This is a genomic window from Microbacterium sp. SW12, assembly GCF_055391095.1.
On the sequence record NZ_AP024335.1, the window covers coordinates 2,429,261 to 2,445,770 of the forward strand.

Below are 16,510 nucleotides of genomic sequence, written 5' to 3' on the forward strand. Positions count from 1 at the left end.
GTCCGACCTCGCGTCCACATGTAGCGCACGGATTGAGCGATCGGACACTAGAAGATTTCATCTTTCGCCGTCATAACCAGTGACGGTAACCGCGCCACATCATCCGCGGATTCACGAAGGGAGGGAACACACACATGAACACCACCATCAACACGAACAAGGGCGCCGAGACGTCAGCGAAGACGGCGCTGCGGTATTCCACGGCGATTCTCGACGCACCTTGGCCGACAGGCCAGCGAGGCACGCTCGGAGCAGGGCGCCACTACCCGCTGATGACCATCGAGCAGATCCGTGGCCTCCCCATCCCGGACCTCATGGCAGAGAACGCGCACCTCTACATGTGGTGCTACCCAGCAACCCGCGCACTCGCCGAGGAAATCATGCGCGGCTGGGGCTTCGAATTCAAGGACGAGTTCGTCTGGGGCAAAGACCAGATGGGCCTCGGCCAGTACTTCCGCCACGCCCACGAGACACTCCTGCTCGGCGTGAAAGGCAAGCTCACGTTCCGATTCCACGGGCAACGCTCGTTCGCGATGCTGCCGCGTCAGGACCACTCCCACAAGCCGGAAGAGGTCCACATCATGATCCAGCGCTGTAGCCCCGGCCCATATCTGGAGCTCTTCGCCCGCCGGCCGTTCCCGGGTTGGCACGTCTGGGGCAACGAGGTCACCTCGGATATCCGCGTCCTTGGCTACCCCGTACCGAGCGATGCCCGCTTCGAGGAGGTCGCCGATGTCTAACCCTCCCGTTTCAATCCCGAATCCCACCACCCGAAAGGAACCTGGCCATGTCGAATCCCGAGAAGGGTCCGCTGAACGCCCTGCTGTCCGCCGTCTTCTTGCTGTGCGTTATCTGCGTCCTGCTGTGGGTCGCGGTCACGATCATCCAGGCCATCTGGGTCTGGTTGCTCATCGGCCTGCTCGCTGCCGGACTCGTCTGGGTCGTCGTGGTCGCGCTGCGGCTGCGCCGAGACCGCTGGTAACGGCCTGGGGAGGTGCATGGTGAGCCGCAAGAGGGGAAGGCCGCGCCGCGAGTACCGGATCCGTGTCCGGGCCGAGCGTCGCCTCCCGATCGACTACCCGAAGCTCGCCCGGGCGCTGCTCGAGCACGCCGCCATCGAAGACGCAGCCCGCAGGGAAGGCGAGACCTCATCTCAGGCGCGGGACACCAGCGACGTCCCTGAGCGCGAAGGAGGCGAGTGATGGAGTGGCGTGAACTGCACTGGCCCCGACCCCTCGCAGCCCCAGCAGCCCTCGGGCTGCTCCGGGCGCTGGCTGCCGATGACCACCGGGGGCCACTCATCTGGGAAGCCCGCACCGAGGCAGGGCACACTCGGCATCTGCTCGGTGCCGAAGGAACCGACCTGTCTGGCACGCTCTCCCTGATCCGTCGCCTCATCCCCGACGTGGCGATCACCGACCTGGTGGAACCACGGCAGGAGGTGGAGCGAGCCGGGCGGGTGCAGATCCGCCGCCCGAGTCTGAACCTCTCCCTCGAGACCAGCGACGAGAGCCTCCGGGCGCTGCTCGCTGCTCTGTCAGGAGCGACCGGCAAGGACGACGTCCTGGTCGTACAGGTGATGCTGGGTCGCGGCCAGGCCCCAGAGATCCTGCCGCCGAACGCTGCCGACCCTTCGACATCCTGGATGGATCTGCTCACGACCGGACCGAGGAAGGCGACCAGCTTTTCGCGGGCGCGGCTGGAGGGGAAACTGGCACAGTACCGATTCCGCGCCGTCGCCCGCATCGGGATCTCGTCGACCTCACCCGTACGCCGCCGCCTCCTCGTCCACAGCGCGCTCGCCGCACTCCGGACGCTCCAGAGCAGCGGCACCACCATCTCACTGGCCAGCAAGAAACCAGAGAACCTCGACACCGCCCGCGTCCCGCTGCGTCAGCCGCTGCGCCTCACGCCCGAGGAAGCGCTCGCCCTGCTGGCCTGGCCGGTCGGGGAAGCGGACCTGCCGGGACTACCCCCGGCGCACCCGCGCCTGATCTCGCCACCCAAGATCTACAAGGTGCCGAAGGAACGGGTCTTCGCGCTCAGCACCGCACCTGGGCCGGAGACCTGCGTCGGCATTGGGATTGAGGACAGCCTCCGCCACACCCATATCTACGGACCTACAGGGGCCGGCAAAAGCACCCTCATGCTGCACCTCATCGCCGCCGACATCCAGGCGGGCCGGAGCGTGGTCGTGATCGACCCCAAGCGGGATCTCGGCACCGACGTCCTCACCCTTGTCCCGGAAGACCGGCACGGCGATGTTGTCGTCATCGATCCGACGCTGCCCAACCCCGTAGGCGTGAATCCGATCGCCAACGCCGGTGATGACGCCGCGCTGGTTGCCGACAACGTCCTCGCGATCTTCAAGGGCCTGTTCCCGTCAGAGTTCGGACCACTCACCTCGGACACGCTGCACGCGTCACTCCTGACTCTCGCCGCCAACCCCGGCTCGGCCCTGACTGATCTGCCGTCGCTCCTGACCGACCCGACCTTCCGGCGGAATGCCCTGCGGGCCGTCGACGATCCGGTACTCCAAGGCTTCTGGGCCCAGTTCGACGCCAAGAGCAGCGGACAACAAGCCGCTGCGATCTCACCGGTACTGACCCGGCTGCGGCAGTTCATTCTCCGCCCAGGCCTGCGTGCTGTGCTCGATCAGCCCGAGCCGCGGTTCGCGCTCGAAGACATCGTGACCAAGCCCCGCATCGTCGTCGTCACCCTCAACAAAGGCGTACTCGGCCCGAAGGCAGCCGAGCTTCTCGGGTCGCTGGTGGTGTCGCAGCTGTGGCAGCTGATCCTGCGCCGGGCCTCCGTCCCGCAGAGCGAGCGGACCCCGATCTCGATCTACCTCGACGAAGCCCAATCGTTCCTGCACCTCGACTCCGACCTCGGCGAAGCCCTCGAGCAATCCCGCTCGCTCGGTGCCGCCTGGCACCTGGCGCACCAGCATCGGGCCCAGTTCCCCGACAAGCTCCTGAAGGGAATCGACGCGAACGCGAGGAACAAGATCATCTTCGGTCTCGAAGACGAACACGCCCACCAAGCCGCTCGGACCACCGGCCTATCCGCCGAGGACTTCTCCCGCCTCCCGCCCTACGAGATCTACACCAGCCTCCAGAACAAGGGCCGCCGCACGGGCTGGTTCTCTGCCCGCGTCCTCCCACCACCCAAGATGGTCGCTTCCACCGACGCGGTCATCGCCGAGAGCCAAGCCCGGTACGGGCGGATCGAGACCCCTCCCGTGCAGCTGAAGCTCCCGCTGGACTTCCACGACGACGAGCCACTCGGACGCCGGAAACGGAGCCACTCATGAGAACTACAGCAGAGGTACAGCAGTGTCCGTTCGGACGTCTGTTCACTAACACTTCCACCGCCCAATTCCCACGACTTTCCGCCAATGCCCCCTCCGTACGGGAAACGACTATCCCGCCCTTGGCGGGATCCCTCACCGCCCGAGACGAGTACGGAGGCGCGCGATGACAGATTCCAGCACTTCGCGGATCAGCGCCTCTCGGCTACGTCACCTCCGCGGCGAACTCTCCGATCGCGACCGCGACATCCTCCAATTCCTCGCGCGCCACCGATACGCGACAACCGTCCACCTGAGGCGCGTCTACTTCACCGACCACGCAACGCTCACGGCCGCAACCAGGGCTACCGTCCGAGTCCTCGACAGGCTCCTCACCAACCGACTCATCGGCAGGCTTGAACGTCGCATCGGCGGGCAACACCACGGATCTGCCGCTTACATCTGGCACCTCGACGTTGCAGGGGAACGCCTCACCCGAACGCCCGGCGCCACCCGCCGCCGCCTCGGCGACCCATCCACGACCTTCCTCGACCACACTCTCGAAGTCACCGACACCCACGTCCACCTCCTCGAAGCGACACGAACAGGGCCATACGCCCTGACCAACGTCCAGGTGGAGGCGGAAGCGTCGCGCACCTTCGCGGCCTCCACAGGAGGAACCCGTGTTCTGCGGCCGGACCTCTTCATCACCCTCAGCACAAGCGATTACGACGACCACTGGTATCTCGAGGTCGATCGTGGAACCGAGTCGATGCCAACTCTCGTCGCCAAGTGCCACGCCTATGAGGAGTACCGGCGTACCGGACGCGCCCAAGCCGAGCACGGCGTCTTCCCCCGAGTGCTGTGGATCGTGCCGACCGAGAAGCGCGCGGAGAGCCTCCGGAAGGCGATCGCTGCCGACACCACGCTCACCGACCGCCTGTTTGTCACGACCACACCTGATCGCTTCCTGACCACTCTGCTACCCCACGAGAGCACCGATGCATGACATATAAATCCCAGATCAGTTGACAATTCCACATCACCAAACATCTGGACTTAACCCACGAGTTAAGCGTTAATCCGAAGGCCACCCGCCGACTCAAAGCGGGACCCGGCAGAAAGGAGGGAAACACCCTTATGAACCAACACCAACCACACACCGACGAGCGGGTGAGGCGCGCTCGGGCCAAGTTTGCGACGGAGAATCCCATTGCACATGCCCTACACGAGTTCTGGCGCGCACAGAGCGAAGAGCATGGTCGCCTCGTGCGCGAGGGCAAGGCCCGCGCTAAAGCCCGCCGAGAAGCCGAAGCACGCGCCGGGGCCGCAGCATCCGTCGCTGATCAGGCCGACAAGTAGAGCAGGGAAGAGCCCCATGACTGACACGACCAGAACCCCGACTCAGGGAGCCCGCCGCACAACCTTTACGGACTGGGAGAAGATCCTGGCGGTGGAAAGCACCGCACTGCCGACGACCGCCGCAGAAAACCAGGCAGTCGTCTACCTCCGCGTCTCGACGCCTCGCCAGATGCTCACGGCGATCGATATCGACGCTGACGGCAACTCGATTGCCACCCAGCGTGAGGCGTGCATCGTTCGCGCCAGGCAGGCCGGCGCACCCATCGCCGCGGAGTTCGTCGAGCCCGGAAACTCTGCGCAGTCCATCGGCAAGCGCCCTGTCTTTCGTTCAATGCTGCGCTACATCGAGGAACACCCAGAGATCACCCACGTCGTGATCTACATGCGCTCGCGGGCGTTCCGCAACCTCACCGATGCCGCCCTCACCAAGCGCGTTCTCTCGGCCATGGGCGTCAAGCTCGTTTCCGCCAAAGAGGACTTCGGAGAGGGCTACATGGGTGACGCCATGGAAGCCATGGTCGACGTCTTCAACGAGATGCAGGTGCGCCAGTCCGGCGAAGACATCAAGCAGAAGCTCCTCCACAAGGCCAAGAGCGGCGGCACCACCGGACGCGCCAAGCTCGGCTACATCAACGACCGCAAAGACTTCGACGGACGGCTCGTCAACACCATCGCCATCGACCCGCAGCGCGCCCCGCTCATCACCTGGGCCTTCGAGCAATACGCGACGGGTGAGTACAGCATGATCAAGCTCGCCCAGATGCTCGCCGAGCAAGGGCTCACCACACGCAAGTCTTCGAAGTGGCCGGAGCGCCCCTTGTCGCGCAGCCAGCTGGGTCAGATCCTGCGCGACCCGTACTACCTCGGCATGGTGACCTTCAAAGGCAACGTCTATCCCGGACGCCACGAACCGCTGGTCACCCCGGAGCTCTTCGAACGCGTGCAGATGGTGATTGATGCCCGTGTGAAGCGGGGACAGCGCGACCGCGTCCACAATCACTTCGCACGCGGCATGCTCCACTGCGGCCGCTGTCACGAAGTCGGACGCGAGCACCGCCTCATCTACACCGAGGCGAAGAACCATGCCGGAGAGCTCTACTCGTACTATCTCTGCCGCGGGCGGCAGGACGGCGTCTGCGATCTGCCTTATTTACCCACCGAAGAGATCGAGCGGGCCCTGACTCGCGAGTTCAGACTCCTCGGCCTCTCCCCCGAGACCATCGACGAAGCCAAGACCGAAGTCGCGGCGGCATTGCAGGAAGTCCTCGCGGGGCAGAAGGAAGAGAAGGCCCGGCTCGCTAAAGAACTCAAGAAGCTGGACGGCAAGGAGGAACGCCTCATCGATCTCGCCGCGGACGGATCGCTTGCTACAGACGCACTCAAGCGCCGCCTCCGCGACATCCAGGTCAAGAAGCATCAGGTGCGCTCCAGTCTGGACACGACGTCTCACGCGCTCGAGGAGCGCACCAGCACCGTGCTTAGCTACCTCGACCTCATGAGCCGCCCCGACGCACTGTTCGCCGCCGCCAGCGGACCGATCAAGCGAAAGCTGCTCGCCGCGTTCTTCACCAGCATCTGGATCGACGACGATGGCCACCTCCTGACCGTCGAGCGCGAGTTCCAGCCGATCGTCGCCGACACCCGCGATGCCGCGCTCCACCCACGCTCGGCCAACAAGAAAAGCGCCGGAGAAATCTCCGACGCTTCCTCTGTCGAACACTCAAACCAATATCTCAAGGTCATTTGTTCGAGTAAGACTAGTTTGGTAGCAGGAGCGGGGCTCGAACCCGCGACCTCACGATTATGAGTCGTGCGCTCTCACCAACTGAGCTACCCTGCCGCACGGCATCCGTCGGTCACGAGATGGATGCTGCGAGCCCCGAGTCAGGATTGAACTGACGACCCCTTCCTTACCATGGAAGTGCTCTGCCACTGAGCTATCGGGGCGAAGCCCGGCGCGCGGGCAACTAGAAGAGAATATCAGAGCGCTGTCGTCGGAGAGAATCCGCTCCTGTGGTGATTACTGGTTGACGACAGCGGGGGCATCGGGCACGGTCACGACCGTCGATGCCACGTTGTGCGCCGCCAGCCAGGCCATCGGCTCTGTCGGGGTCTTGCCGTTCAGTAGAACTTCGAAGTGCAGGTGCGGACCCGTCGAGCGACCCGTGGTACCCACGGTTCCGACGACGTCGCCGAGCCTGATGACCTGACCCGGCTGAACGCGGAGCGAGCCGTACTGCATGTGCGCATAGTTCGTGGAAATAAGCTCGCCGTCCACGATGCTGTCGATGACGACGCGGGCGCCGTAGGCACCTCCGGCCTCGGTAGCGATACGGACGATACCGTCGGCGACAGCGTGGATCTCAGCGCCCTGCCCACCGGGCGCGAAGTCGACTCCCTCGTGCATCCGGCCCCACCGCATGCCGTACGGAGAGCTGATCGGAACTCCGACCGTGAAGGGGTACTGCACGGCAGCCGCGGCGTTGTTTACGTACGTCGACGCGATCTCTCGCACGCCAGCCTCGACCGCGAGCTCAGCCATGGACACAGCCGAATAGCCTTCCTCACGGCTGAGAGCAGTGGTGGATGCTTCGGCTGGCGCAACGTACGCCTGAATGTCCTCTTCGGGCGTCGCGGTCGGTTCGACGTCGGCCAGCGCGACGATAGAGGCTGTGGGGCCTTCGCCGCCGCCGGCAGCTGCGACAGCCTCAACAGGCGTGGTCATGCCGACGGCGAGCAGTCCGACGATGCCCATGACGCCGACCGAGAACGATGTGGTTGCGAGCTTGCGCACGGATCCGAGGCGGGGACGACGGCGAGCCACATGATCGGGCTCAACGGCCTCGGACTCATCTGCGGGCGACGAATCCGCTGCCGCTGACGTCTCCCGCGCAAGCGTAGGTGTCTCCCCCGTAGCGCCGAACGTGCGCACGACTTCGTCGAAGAGGTCACCGTTGCCGCCGGCCGCCGGCGCAGCCGACTCATCGGCGAACGAGGGCTGCTCCGCAGCGGCCTGGTCGGACACTTCCGCTACCGTCGCGCCATCGTTGCCAGAAATGGCGGTGTCAGCATCGACAGAAGCGGGCGCTGCTGCAGCTTCCTCGGGAACGTCGCCGACCGAGACGAATCCGATCACCGCGTCAGATTCGACCGGCTCGGAAACCGGAGAGCTGGGGACGGCGCTAGCACGGCGCGCGCGACGTGTCAGCGGCGCGGCCGGCACAGTGACCTCCGCAGCGGCGGTCGCCTGCTCAGTCGGGCGGGGAGAATCGAGTCCGGCACCCGAAAGGGCGTCAGCTTCGGCATCCGTCAGCGGAACGTTGTGCGGCCTCGACCGCAGTCCTGCCGGCCTCGGAGCGAGCGAACCGGCCGACGTGTCGGGGCCCGCGGCTGCGGCTTGTGGATCGACTCGGCGTCCGCGGCGCAGGTCTGCGCGAGAAGAGCCCGATGCCTCCGACGCCTGCACAGGCGTGGGGGTTGTGCGACTGGAGCGGCGCGTTGGCGCTGCGTCAAGCGCAGGAATATCGGGGGTCACGGATCTCGCTCTCGGTCGTTCGGGTACGACGCGGGTGTTTCGAATGGTTCTCACCCTGCTCCGCGCGGATTTCACCGGTGCGCAAAGAAGGTAACGATACGGTAAACGCTACCCGCTCCCACCTGAGAAAGCCATGGGCGGCGCCCATTCTGCGGATTCCACAGTGGTATCCGCAGATCCGTTGTCAGGGTTGCGCGAGTGTAGACAGGCGCTCGAAGATCCCGGGAATCGCGGCGATCACCAGAACGCGACCGGTGTCGTCCGCCGGAAAAAGCTCGAAGCGTCCCCCAGCTTCGGTCACGATCAGGGCCGCCGCGGCGTGGTCCCAAGGCTTGAGCCCCCGCTCGAAGTACCCGTCGACCCGGCCGGCCGCTACCGAGCAGAGGTCGATGGATGCCGCACCCATGCGGCGAATATCGCGAGCGATCGGCATCACGCGGGCAACGCGGCCCAGATCGCCCGCGTGGGTGGCGGGGTCGTACCCGAAACCCGTCGCCAGCAACGCGCCGGCGTCGGAAGCATCAGCCTCAACATGGAGCCGCCGCTCATCCAACCACGCCCCCGCGCCCCGGGCCGCGTGGAACATCTCATCCAGCGACGGCACGTACACGGCCGCGGCGAGAGCCGTCCACGACTCCGGGGCAGCGCTGCCTTGCACTGCTGCGATGCTCACGGCGTAGAACGGGATGCCGTACGCGTAATTGACGGTGCCGTCGATCGGGTCGACGACCCACGTGACGCCGCTGGATCCCGGGTCGGCTTCAGACTCCTCACCGAGAAAACCGTCAGCCGGTCGAAGCGCTCGCAGCCGCGAGCGGATCAGCGCTTCGACCTCGCGGTCGGCTTCCGTGACGATGTCGGCGAGGGCGGACTTGGTGGCCGCGATCGAGACGCCCTCGCTACGTCGCTGTCGCGCCAGATCTCCCGCTTCGCGAGCGAGGCCTACAGCGATACTTTCAAGTTCTCGCGGGTCGGGGTGGTTCACCTCTTCACGCTAGCGCCCGATCACGATTGCCGCGGCGGGTCCGCAGAGTCGTCGGCGGGTCCATCCGCGGCCGACTCCGCCACAGCGTCGGAACTCGTGTCCGAATCGACCGACACCGAAGATTCGGGGGCAGCGTCAGCGGCCGTCGACGCGGATGGTTCGGCTTCGGGAGTCGGCGCAGCAGCGCTCGGCGCGGGGGTCGGTGAGACCGGCGCGAAGATCTGAGCGCCGGGCGTAGGGCGCCCCGTGTAGTAGGCGTTCCAGTCGGGCGAACCATCGGGCAGCATCGGCAGGGGCGTGACGCCGTCGATGTACATCGGCCACGGAAGCAACTCTTGTTGAGTGCGCGCTGGCGCAGCGGGCGCGGGCGCCACCGAAGCAGCCGGCACCCCGCCCATCGGCCGGGGAGCGAAGAGCAGATTGAGCAGGGGCACCAGTGCCGTGCCGACCGCGGCGAGAATCACGACCGCCACGACCACGCGCCAGTAGAACTCCGTGAAGTAGATCCAGTCGCTGAAGACCAGGGGCGTCAGCAGCAGCAGTGCAAGCACCGCGACCAGCCCGACCGTGACGGGAGCAAGGATGCGGTTCATTGGCGTGATCTGACGCAACGCAGCCCGCAGGAAGAACCGCGCGTGGAGCAGAGCGAGCTGAAGCACGAGGACCACGAGGAGGAAGCGGAGGAACCGTTCGGGGCCGACGAAACCCCATTCGTAGAACGACCACGGCTCGGGCATCCAGATCAGGATGATTCCCGCAAGCAGTGCGACGACCCAGGTCGCGATGCTGGCGATGGCGAACCACGCCGGACGGCGCGGCGCGAGCCGAGCTTCCATGATCGCGATACCGGCGAAACCGGCGAACAGCAGCACGGTTACGAATGCGCGGAAGATGGAACCGGCCTGCGGGCCGACAAGCACCCAGACGACGCAGATGAGGGCCGCTGCGACGAGCGCGCCGACTGCGACCCAGATCGCCGCCCGGGCATAGGGCGACCGCGCAGCGAAGGATTGGTCGGGGGTTTCGGCAGCTGGCGGCGGCGACGGAACGTGCGGCGCTGGGGCGTCAGGCGACGGCGTGGTCATGAATCCTCCCGAGGATCGATGTCGCTGTCATCCTCGCACGCGAACCTCAGATCGAAACCCCCAATTCGCCTCAGTTGTGGACGCGCTGGCTGAGGGCGAGGGTTGGGAGGGGCACGATTTCTGAGAGCCCGTCACTCGCTGTAATATTGCTAGTCGCGCCTCCGGTCGACTGTACAAGCTGGGCGGGTGCGCACTTGGCAGGTTACCCAAGCGGCCAAAGGGATCTGACTGTAAATCAGCCGGCATAGCCTTCGGGGGTTCGAATCCCTCACCTGCCACTCATTGTTCAAGGGCTCTCGCGAAGCGGGGGCCCTTGAACAATTGTGGGCATTGCGGGTTCGAACCCTCGGGTGGGCCCACGCCGCCCGAGGCTCCCCGCGCTGCACAGCGGCGCGTGGACAGGCGGTGGGGACGAATCCCTCACCTGCCACTCATTGTTCAAGGGCTCTCGCGAAGCGGGGGCCCTTGAACAATTCTGGGCATTGCGGTCTCAGGTGCCGATGGGATCCATGTGGTCGTCGGCAAGTGCATCCGGGGTTCGCAGCAGGGCACCGTGGAAGCGGCAGGTCGCCGCGGCGATGTCCATTGCGGTGCCGAGCACGTCAGTCCACTCGTCCGCGGTCGTGGGGTCTTTCTGCACAATCCCGGCGACGAGGGCGGCGAGGGATGCATCCCCCGCGCCCATGGTGTCGGTCACCGCCCCGGGAAGGGACGAGACGGGCTTGGTCACTGTTGCCGGATCGGTGACCAGCGTCGCTCCTGCGGCACCCCGGGTGGCAAGAACGGTCGGCACGCCAAGCTCTCGCATCCGGGTGACCGCGGCATCCAGGTCCGTCTCGTAGAGGAGCGTCGCGTCGTCGTCACCGATCTTCACGACACCCGCCCCGTCGGCGAGCGCTTCGAACCCGCGGCGGAACTCGTCGAGGTCCTTCATCATGCCGGTGCGAGGGTTCGGGTCGATCACGAGGCGATCGGATGCCTCGCCCACAGCGTCGATGAGCGCCGCGGTCTGTTCGGCGTCGTCGAACGGGTAGCAGCTGACGACGATGCGATCGGCATCCGCGATAGCAGCTCGCTGGGCTTCATCGAACGTGAGATGACGGGCCTGGGCCGCGTCGTTGAAAACGTAGGTCGGTTCACCGTCGACCCGCACGCTCACGGCTCGCGAGCTTCCGAGCGGTGAGGGAGAGGCGAGTAGTTGCACGCCGTAGTCGTCGAGGTAGGCCCGGATCTTGGCACCGGCCTCGTCGTCTCCGACCATGGCAATCAGCGTTGTCGGCACGCCCAGTCGCGACAGGCCAACAGCCACATTCAGTGCCGCTCCCCCGACGAACTCCTTCACGCCGGCGTCGTCGCGCAACTCGTCGATCAGCGCATCGCCGATCACTACCACCGAGCTCATGCCGGGGCCTCTCCGTTCTCGAGCACACGCGCGACGAACGCTTCGGTGCGGCGCCGTGTGCCATCAATTTTCAGGTCGACGCTACCGCGCATCTCACTGGGCGCGAGCGGCGCGGCCAGCCGCACGTTGTCGTGGCACGAGAGGTCGGTGCAGATGTAGGTGCCGACGCTGTCACCGTGAGCGCCAGCGTCCCCGGCGCGTCGCGCGGTGAACAGTGAGACCTGGTTGCCGGGCTGCATCGTGTGGCACAGGTTGCACATCGCCGCTCGCGACCGCGACGAACTGTCGGATGCGCGAAGCACGACTCCCCGCGGCTCTCCATCGACTTCGGCAACGAGGTATCCGCGGCCCCGGAACTCGGGGTCGCGCCAGGCGAGAAAGTCGAAGTGATACCAGTCGGTCGTGCGGGCACTCAGCGGAACCTCGATAACGCGAAGCTCGTCGGGTGCAGCGTTGACGAACGACGCGCGAAGTTCCTCTTCGGTAAGCGGACGCATGCCACCTCCTCCCCCGACATCCTACGAAGGTGGCAGCTCACGGAGCAGGGTCTGATCAGTCTCCGGTCCATCCGAGTCGAGCTGCTACCGCGTCGGCCGCACGACGCGGGAAGTCCACCCAGCCGCGCTCGAGCCCACAGAGGATGTCGAACAGCGCCCGCGCCGCCGGCTCGACCTCCTGCGCGACGGCGCGCGCGATCTGCTCGGCCAGCTCCGGGAAGTCGGCTTCGAACCGACGTAGCGGATCGATCCGATCCCGCGTCGGTCCGCACCGGTCGGGAAACCGTCCACGGATCGTCCGCACAAGCAGCTGCACGGCCCAGGTCCTGACGAACTGCCCAGCCACGAGCACCTCTCCGCGGCGAGCGCGGCCGACACCGATGAGGATCTTCACGAGCACGAGTCGAGCGTCCTGGGCGGGATCGAAGCGGTCAGCGAGTGTTGCCCGCTCGCGCGCATCGTCGATGAGGTCGGTCACCGTGTCGGATTCGTCGTCCAGGGCTACCGTCGCGTCCCCGGCGACGGCGCCGGATAACTCGGATGCTTCGGCCACCGCAAACTCCATCACGTGGCCGTCGTCGTAGACGGCGACGAAGCCGATCTCACCCTCACGGGCCGTCAGCGCGAGCGAATCCGGGTCGGGAAGCCAGCCGAGGTCAGGGCGCAGGGCCTGGCCCCGACCCGGCGCGACGATGGCCAAGAAGTCGTGATCCGACCACTCATCACGGCGGTCACGGGCTTGGTCGGATGCCGATCCGAGCAGCGCGAGGCCGACGAGGTCGGGATGCCGCGCAACGCCGTCCACGAGCCCGCGACTGAGCTCGTCGAAACGCTCAGGCGTCGCCATCGCCCGATCCTTCCCGAGACTCCGGCACATCGACGCCCGGGAGGGCCCAGGCTGCAAACGTGGGGCCCGTCGACCGGATGCCGACTCTGCCGTCCGCTGCGGCTGCCAGCGCCGCATCACCGAAGAGTGCCTCCGCACGGTCGGCAGCGATGACCGCGCCGGCGTGAAGGAGAATGTCAGCATCCGTCGTGGCCGCCAACACGAGGATTGATTCCTGTGCGCTCTCGCGCACGAACATGACCGCGTTTTCGTCGACATGGACCCAGCGCAGCCCGCCGGTTGCCAACGCAGGATGCCGGCGGCGAAGCGCGATCAACTGCCGGTAGAGGTCGAGCCGCGCGGCAGCCGCGGGCTCTGATTCCGTGCCCCACGGCATCGGGGTGCGGCTCGCTTCACCGTCGGCGCCGACGAGGCCGAACTCGTCGCCGGCAAACAGCACTGGCATCCCCGGCAGTGTCATCGACAGGCCGACGGCCAGCGGAATGGCCTCCGCCGGTGCGTTGGTTGCGAAGCGGGCGGTGTCGTGACTGTCGAGGGTCTGCATGTTTCCCAGCCGCACGCGCCACGGGATGCCCGCCGTGAACCGGGTGACGGCGCCGACGAACTGTCTCGCGTCATAGCGGGGGATGCCGCCGACCGGTTGCCCGAAGAACCACGGCTCGGTGCGCTCCTGCCCGTCGCCGGTGAGGTAGGGCGTCCCCGTCGGCTCGCACAGCCACGCCCACAGCGGCCTCGCGAAGGAGGGATAGGTCATCGCACCGTGCCAGCCGTCGCCGGTGAGATCACCCGAGGCGTCGTTGGTGATCTCGGCGATGAGGATCGTGTCGGGATTCGTCTCGATCATCGTCTGCCGGGTGAGCTGCCGGACCTCGGCGTTCAGGTCGACATCTCCGAGCCGCCCGGTCATGTTGGCGACGTCGATCCGCCAGCCATCGAGCGAGAACGGGGGGTTGAGCCACTGCGCAACGACCGAATCCGGCCCTTCGACGAATCGGCGACGCAGCTCCGACGAGGCCCAGTTGAACTTCGGCAGGGTGGGGGTGCCCAGCCACGACTCGTAGCGGGTGCGCTCGGCATCCGTGAAGTAGTAGAACTCGCCCTCGGGCGCTTCGGGATTCCCGAGCGCCGCCTGGAACCATTCATGCCGGTCGCCGGAGTGGTTCGTGGTGAGGTCGCCGATGACACGGATGCCGCGCTCATGCGCAGCCTCAACGAGACGGATCAGCGCTTCGTCTCCGCCGAGGAGCGGGTCGACGCGCGTGAAACTCGACGCGTCGTAGCGGTGATTCGAGGCTGCCGGAAAGAAGGGGGTGAGGTAGAGCAGGTTCACGCCGAGGTCGGCGAGGTGGTCGAGGCGTTCACGGATGCCGTCCAGGTCACCGCCGTAGAACTGTTGCGAACGGCCCGGCATGACGGGATCGACCGGCTCGTCCCATCTCGCGGGGATCGCCCAATCGGGGGTCGGATGCCGATCCGCCGCCTCCGAGCGGGCGAACCGGTCGGGGAAGACCTGATACATGACGGCGTCGTACATCCACTCCGGCGGGGCGGGGTGAGCGACCAGGGCGAAGTCGTCGGCGTCGCGGGTTTCGAGATCGGACAGGCCGGCCTGGTTGAGCCACTCCACGCGGCCGGACTCGTGGACGAGCAGCCAGCGGTAGCCGTGCCGGCGGTTACGCACGACGATCGGGGCCTCCCACCAGCTCCAGCCGTCGGCGGTCCCGAGTTCGGTCGCCTCAGTCCAGGCGGGTTCGTGGTCGGGATTGGAAAGAGTGCGTACTGCCCGCAGCGCGGGATAGTCGGCGGGAACACGCAGTCGAACGCGAACGAGCTCACCGAGCGCGGGCGTCTGGGTGGAGACGTGGAGGGGCGATCCGTCGTGGTGTGGCAGCAGGGTGGGCGTGGTCATGATCGGTCCGTTTCGAGAGGTCGGCGCGGTGCACCGTCGGTCGGGGAATCGTGGTTGCACGGCCGCGGCCATGACAGAGCCCTCAGATTGTTCTTCAGTTATGGAGTCGGGTTCTTGCGGGTCAGCGCCTCGAGCCGAGATGGATGGCGGCAGCGGCGCCCGGGTCCAGGGCGAACACAGCGATGCCACCGGAGACGGAGTACTCACTTCCGGCGCACCCGCCGTCGCCGGCGGCATCCGGTCCCCCGGTGATGACATCACAGTAGGCACCGTCGGGCATCGTCGTGGGGACCTCGATGCTCTGGATGTCGTCGCCGACGTTCACGGCGACGACGCCGCGACCTTCGCGCTCGAAACCGTAGGCGTCGCCGGAGTCGACTCCCGGCATCCGGGGCGCGTCCCCCGCCATCGCGCGGAACTCGAGCATGCCGCGGATCGCCGGCCAGCTCTGCACGCACGTGCGCTCACCGTCGGCGAGATCGGATACGGGGCCCGTCGTGTCCGCACAGCTCGCATCAAGGACGCGGCCGTCGGCATCCGTGGGTGCTCCGGCATCCCGGTCACTGAAGGCGTACCCCGAATAGAGGACGGGGGTGCCGTAGTCGTCGGCGAGCATGAGCGCGTTCGCGATGATGTAGAGCTGCGGATCGCGCGCTGTGACGTTCGCTTCGCCCCGCTCGGTGTCGTGATTGTCGACGAACACGATGGCCGCCTCCGAGGGAACCTGTTGCGGGCGGTCATCGGAGAGAACGGGATCCGAGAAGACCCCGTTCTCGAGGGGCGGGGTGAGCTCGCGGGCGTACGTGAATTCGAAGACCTCCCCGAATCCTTCGTACTCTTCAGGCGCGATCGGTTCACCGGCCCCGCGGATGACCTCGCTCATGATGCGGGTGCCCTGCGGCAGCTGCGAGACGATGGCCTCGACATCCGTCGCGGGAATGTGTTTGGCGGCGTCGATCCGGAATCCCGACACCCCGAGCGAGAGCAGATCCTCGAGGTAGGCGCCGATCGTCGCACGCACCGTGGGGCTCGCGGTGTCGAGATCCGCGAGGTTCACCAGTTCACAGTTCTGCACCTGCTCGCGGTTCTTATAGAGCTGGATGTCGTCGTTCGCTGTCAGCCCGCAGCGGTGGAAGTCGGACTCCGTGTACAGCCCCGGGTAGTCGTAGTGCGCGTACGCTGTGCCGGCGTACCCAGCGCCGGGTTCGTCCTGGCCGGTCATGTGGTTGATGACGGCATCCGCGATCACCTCGACACCGGCGGCGTTGCAGCGCTGCACCATGTCGGCGAACTCGTCCCGGGTTCCCAGGCGCGACTCGAGCTGGTAGCTCACGGGCTGGTACGACGCCCACCACTCGTCGGCGGCGATGTGCTCCTGCGCTGGCGAGAGCAGCACCCACGCGATCCCGGCGGGCGCGAGCGTTGTCTCACACTCCTTGGCCACAGAGGTCCACGGCAGCTGGAAGAGCTGGATGCCGACATCCGGTGCGGCAGGCTCGGGGACCTCGATCGAGGCCTGCGTGCAGCCGGCGAGCAGAAGCACCGCGGCCGAGACGGCGGCGACCACCGCCCCGGCGCGGGCGCGAAGGCCCGGCATCC

14 protein-coding genes, 3 tRNA genes and 1 pseudogene are annotated in these 16,510 nt (G+C 66.5%); 7 read left to right on the top strand and 11 right to left on the bottom strand.

Translation table 11 applies throughout. The annotated features are described in order from the left end of the window. Positions 1–134: 134 nt before the first annotated feature. The 6 genes and pseudogenes from MICSW_RS12300 to MICSW_RS12325 all read left to right on the top strand — a co-directional run. Positions 135–740: an MT-A70 family methyltransferase gene (locus MICSW_RS12300; RefSeq protein WP_300590597.1), complete on the top strand. Its 606-nt coding sequence runs from the start codon at positions 135–137 to the stop codon at positions 738–740. 47 nt (positions 741–787) lie between these two features. Then, positions 788–982 (top strand): hypothetical protein, encoded by a 195-nt coding sequence (locus MICSW_RS12305; protein WP_300590598.1) that lies wholly within the window; start codon positions 788–790, stop codon positions 980–982. Positions 983–998: 16 nt separating this feature from the next. After that, on the top strand, positions 999–1,202 hold the full coding sequence (locus MICSW_RS12310; protein WP_300590599.1) for a helix-turn-helix domain-containing protein: 204 nt from the start codon (positions 999–1,001) through the stop codon (positions 1,200–1,202). Then, positions 1,202–3,313 (top strand): type IV secretory system conjugative DNA transfer family protein, encoded by a 2,112-nt coding sequence (locus MICSW_RS12315; RefSeq protein WP_464496031.1) that lies wholly within the window; start codon positions 1,202–1,204, stop codon positions 3,311–3,313. Before MICSW_RS12310 ends, MICSW_RS12315 begins: the two co-directional genes overlap by 1 nt. A 163-nt stretch (positions 3,314–3,476) precedes the next feature. Beyond that, positions 3,477–4,298: a replication-relaxation family protein gene (locus MICSW_RS12320; protein WP_464496032.1), complete on the top strand. Its 822-nt coding sequence runs from the start codon at positions 3,477–3,479 to the stop codon at positions 4,296–4,298. Positions 4,299–4,820: 522 nt separating this feature from the next. Beyond that, positions 4,821–5,549, top strand: a pseudogene (locus MICSW_RS12325) (recombinase family protein); the annotation flags it as partial. A 252-nt stretch (positions 5,550–5,801) separates the two neighbouring features. Here MICSW_RS12325 and MICSW_RS12330 read toward each other — a convergent pair. The 6 genes from MICSW_RS12330 to MICSW_RS12355 form a co-directional block, all read right to left on the bottom strand. Then, complete coding sequence (locus MICSW_RS12330) at positions 5,802–6,311, bottom strand: hypothetical protein (RefSeq protein ID WP_464496034.1); 510 nt, start codon at positions 6,309–6,311, stop codon at positions 5,802–5,804. 103 nt (positions 6,312–6,414) lie between these two features. Next, positions 6,415–6,491 (bottom strand) — tRNA-Met (locus MICSW_RS12335). A gap of 35 nt (positions 6,492–6,526) precedes the next feature. After that, positions 6,527–6,598, bottom strand: a tRNA-Thr gene (locus MICSW_RS12340). 73 nt (positions 6,599–6,671) lie between these two features. Next, positions 6,672–7,787: a M23 family metallopeptidase gene (locus tag MICSW_RS12345; RefSeq protein ID WP_375236509.1), complete on the bottom strand. Its 1,116-nt coding sequence runs from the start codon at positions 7,785–7,787 to the stop codon at positions 6,672–6,674. A gap of 583 nt (positions 7,788–8,370) precedes the next feature. Next, positions 8,371–9,171 carry an inositol monophosphatase family protein gene (locus MICSW_RS12350; RefSeq protein ID WP_228177911.1) on the bottom strand — a complete coding sequence of 267 codons (801 nt, stop codon included), beginning with the start codon at positions 9,169–9,171 and terminating at the stop codon, positions 8,371–8,373. Between the two features lie 20 nt (positions 9,172–9,191). Beyond that, positions 9,192–10,256, bottom strand: coding sequence for a hypothetical protein (locus tag MICSW_RS12355; RefSeq protein ID WP_341579954.1), 1,065 nt, complete (start codon positions 10,254–10,256; stop codon positions 9,192–9,194). Positions 10,257–10,452: 196 nt separating this feature from the next. Here MICSW_RS12355 and MICSW_RS12360 point away from each other — a divergent pair. Then, a tRNA-Tyr gene (locus tag MICSW_RS12360) sits at positions 10,453–10,534 on the top strand. 212 nt (positions 10,535–10,746) lie between these two features. On the opposite strand, the gene MICSW_RS12365 is transcribed toward MICSW_RS12360, so the two are convergent. From MICSW_RS12365 to MICSW_RS12385, 5 genes are all read right to left on the bottom strand, one after another. After that, on the bottom strand, positions 10,747–11,658 hold the full coding sequence (locus MICSW_RS12365; protein ID WP_292729711.1) for a PfkB family carbohydrate kinase: 912 nt from the start codon (positions 11,656–11,658) through the stop codon (positions 10,747–10,749). After that, complete coding sequence (locus tag MICSW_RS12370; RefSeq protein WP_228177908.1) at positions 11,655–12,155, bottom strand: FBP domain-containing protein; 501 nt, start codon at positions 12,153–12,155, stop codon at positions 11,655–11,657. The genes MICSW_RS12365 and MICSW_RS12370 overlap by 4 nt, the downstream gene beginning before the upstream one ends. A gap of 55 nt (positions 12,156–12,210) precedes the next feature. Next, on the bottom strand, positions 12,211–13,002 hold the full coding sequence (locus MICSW_RS12375) for a hypothetical protein (RefSeq protein ID WP_292729706.1): 792 nt from the start codon (positions 13,000–13,002) through the stop codon (positions 12,211–12,213). Next, positions 12,989–14,911, bottom strand: coding sequence for a glycoside hydrolase family 13 protein (locus MICSW_RS12380; protein WP_464496043.1), 1,923 nt, complete (start codon positions 14,909–14,911; stop codon positions 12,989–12,991). Before MICSW_RS12380 ends, MICSW_RS12375 begins: the two co-directional genes overlap by 14 nt. Positions 14,912–15,032: 121 nt before the next feature. Continuing rightward, entirely contained in the window at positions 15,033–16,508 is a 1,476-nt protein-coding gene (locus tag MICSW_RS12385; RefSeq protein WP_464496045.1) for an alpha-amylase, read from the bottom strand. Between the last annotated feature and the right edge of the window lie 2 nt (positions 16,509–16,510).

What these genes read in the sequence shown, in the direction of transcription:
- MICSW_RS12300 (WP_300590597.1), top strand. Translation starts at nt 135, where the DNA reads ATGAACACCACCATCAACACGAACAAGGGCGCCGAGACGTCAGCGAAG.
- MICSW_RS12305 (WP_300590598.1), top strand. Translation starts at nt 788, where the DNA reads ATGTCGAATCCCGAGAAGGGTCCGCTGAACGCCCTGCTGTCCGCCGTC.
- MICSW_RS12310 (WP_300590599.1), top strand. Translation starts at nt 999, where the DNA reads ATGGTGAGCCGCAAGAGGGGAAGGCCGCGCCGCGAGTACCGGATCCGT.
- MICSW_RS12315 (WP_464496031.1), top strand. Translation starts at nt 1,202, where the DNA reads ATGGAGTGGCGTGAACTGCACTGGCCCCGACCCCTCGCAGCCCCAGCA.
- MICSW_RS12320 (WP_464496032.1), top strand. Translation starts at nt 3,477, where the DNA reads ATGACAGATTCCAGCACTTCGCGGATCAGCGCCTCTCGGCTACGTCAC.
- MICSW_RS12355 (WP_341579954.1), bottom strand. Translation starts at nt 10,256, where the DNA reads ATGACCACGCCGTCGCCTGACGCCCCAGCGCCGCACGTTCCGTCGCCG.
- MICSW_RS12365 (WP_292729711.1), bottom strand. Translation starts at nt 11,658, where the DNA reads ATGAGCTCGGTGGTAGTGATCGGCGATGCGCTGATCGACGAGTTGCGC.
- MICSW_RS12370 (WP_228177908.1), bottom strand. Translation starts at nt 12,155, where the DNA reads ATGCGTCCGCTTACCGAAGAGGAACTTCGCGCGTCGTTCGTCAACGCT.
- MICSW_RS12375 (WP_292729706.1), bottom strand. Translation starts at nt 13,002, where the DNA reads ATGGCGACGCCTGAGCGTTTCGACGAGCTCAGTCGCGGGCTCGTGGAC.
- MICSW_RS12380 (WP_464496043.1), bottom strand. Translation starts at nt 14,911, where the DNA reads ATGACCACGCCCACCCTGCTGCCACACCACGACGGATCGCCCCTCCAC.
- MICSW_RS12385 (WP_464496045.1), bottom strand. Translation starts at nt 16,508, where the DNA reads ATGCCGGGCCTTCGCGCCCGCGCCGGGGCGGTGGTCGCCGCCGTCTCG.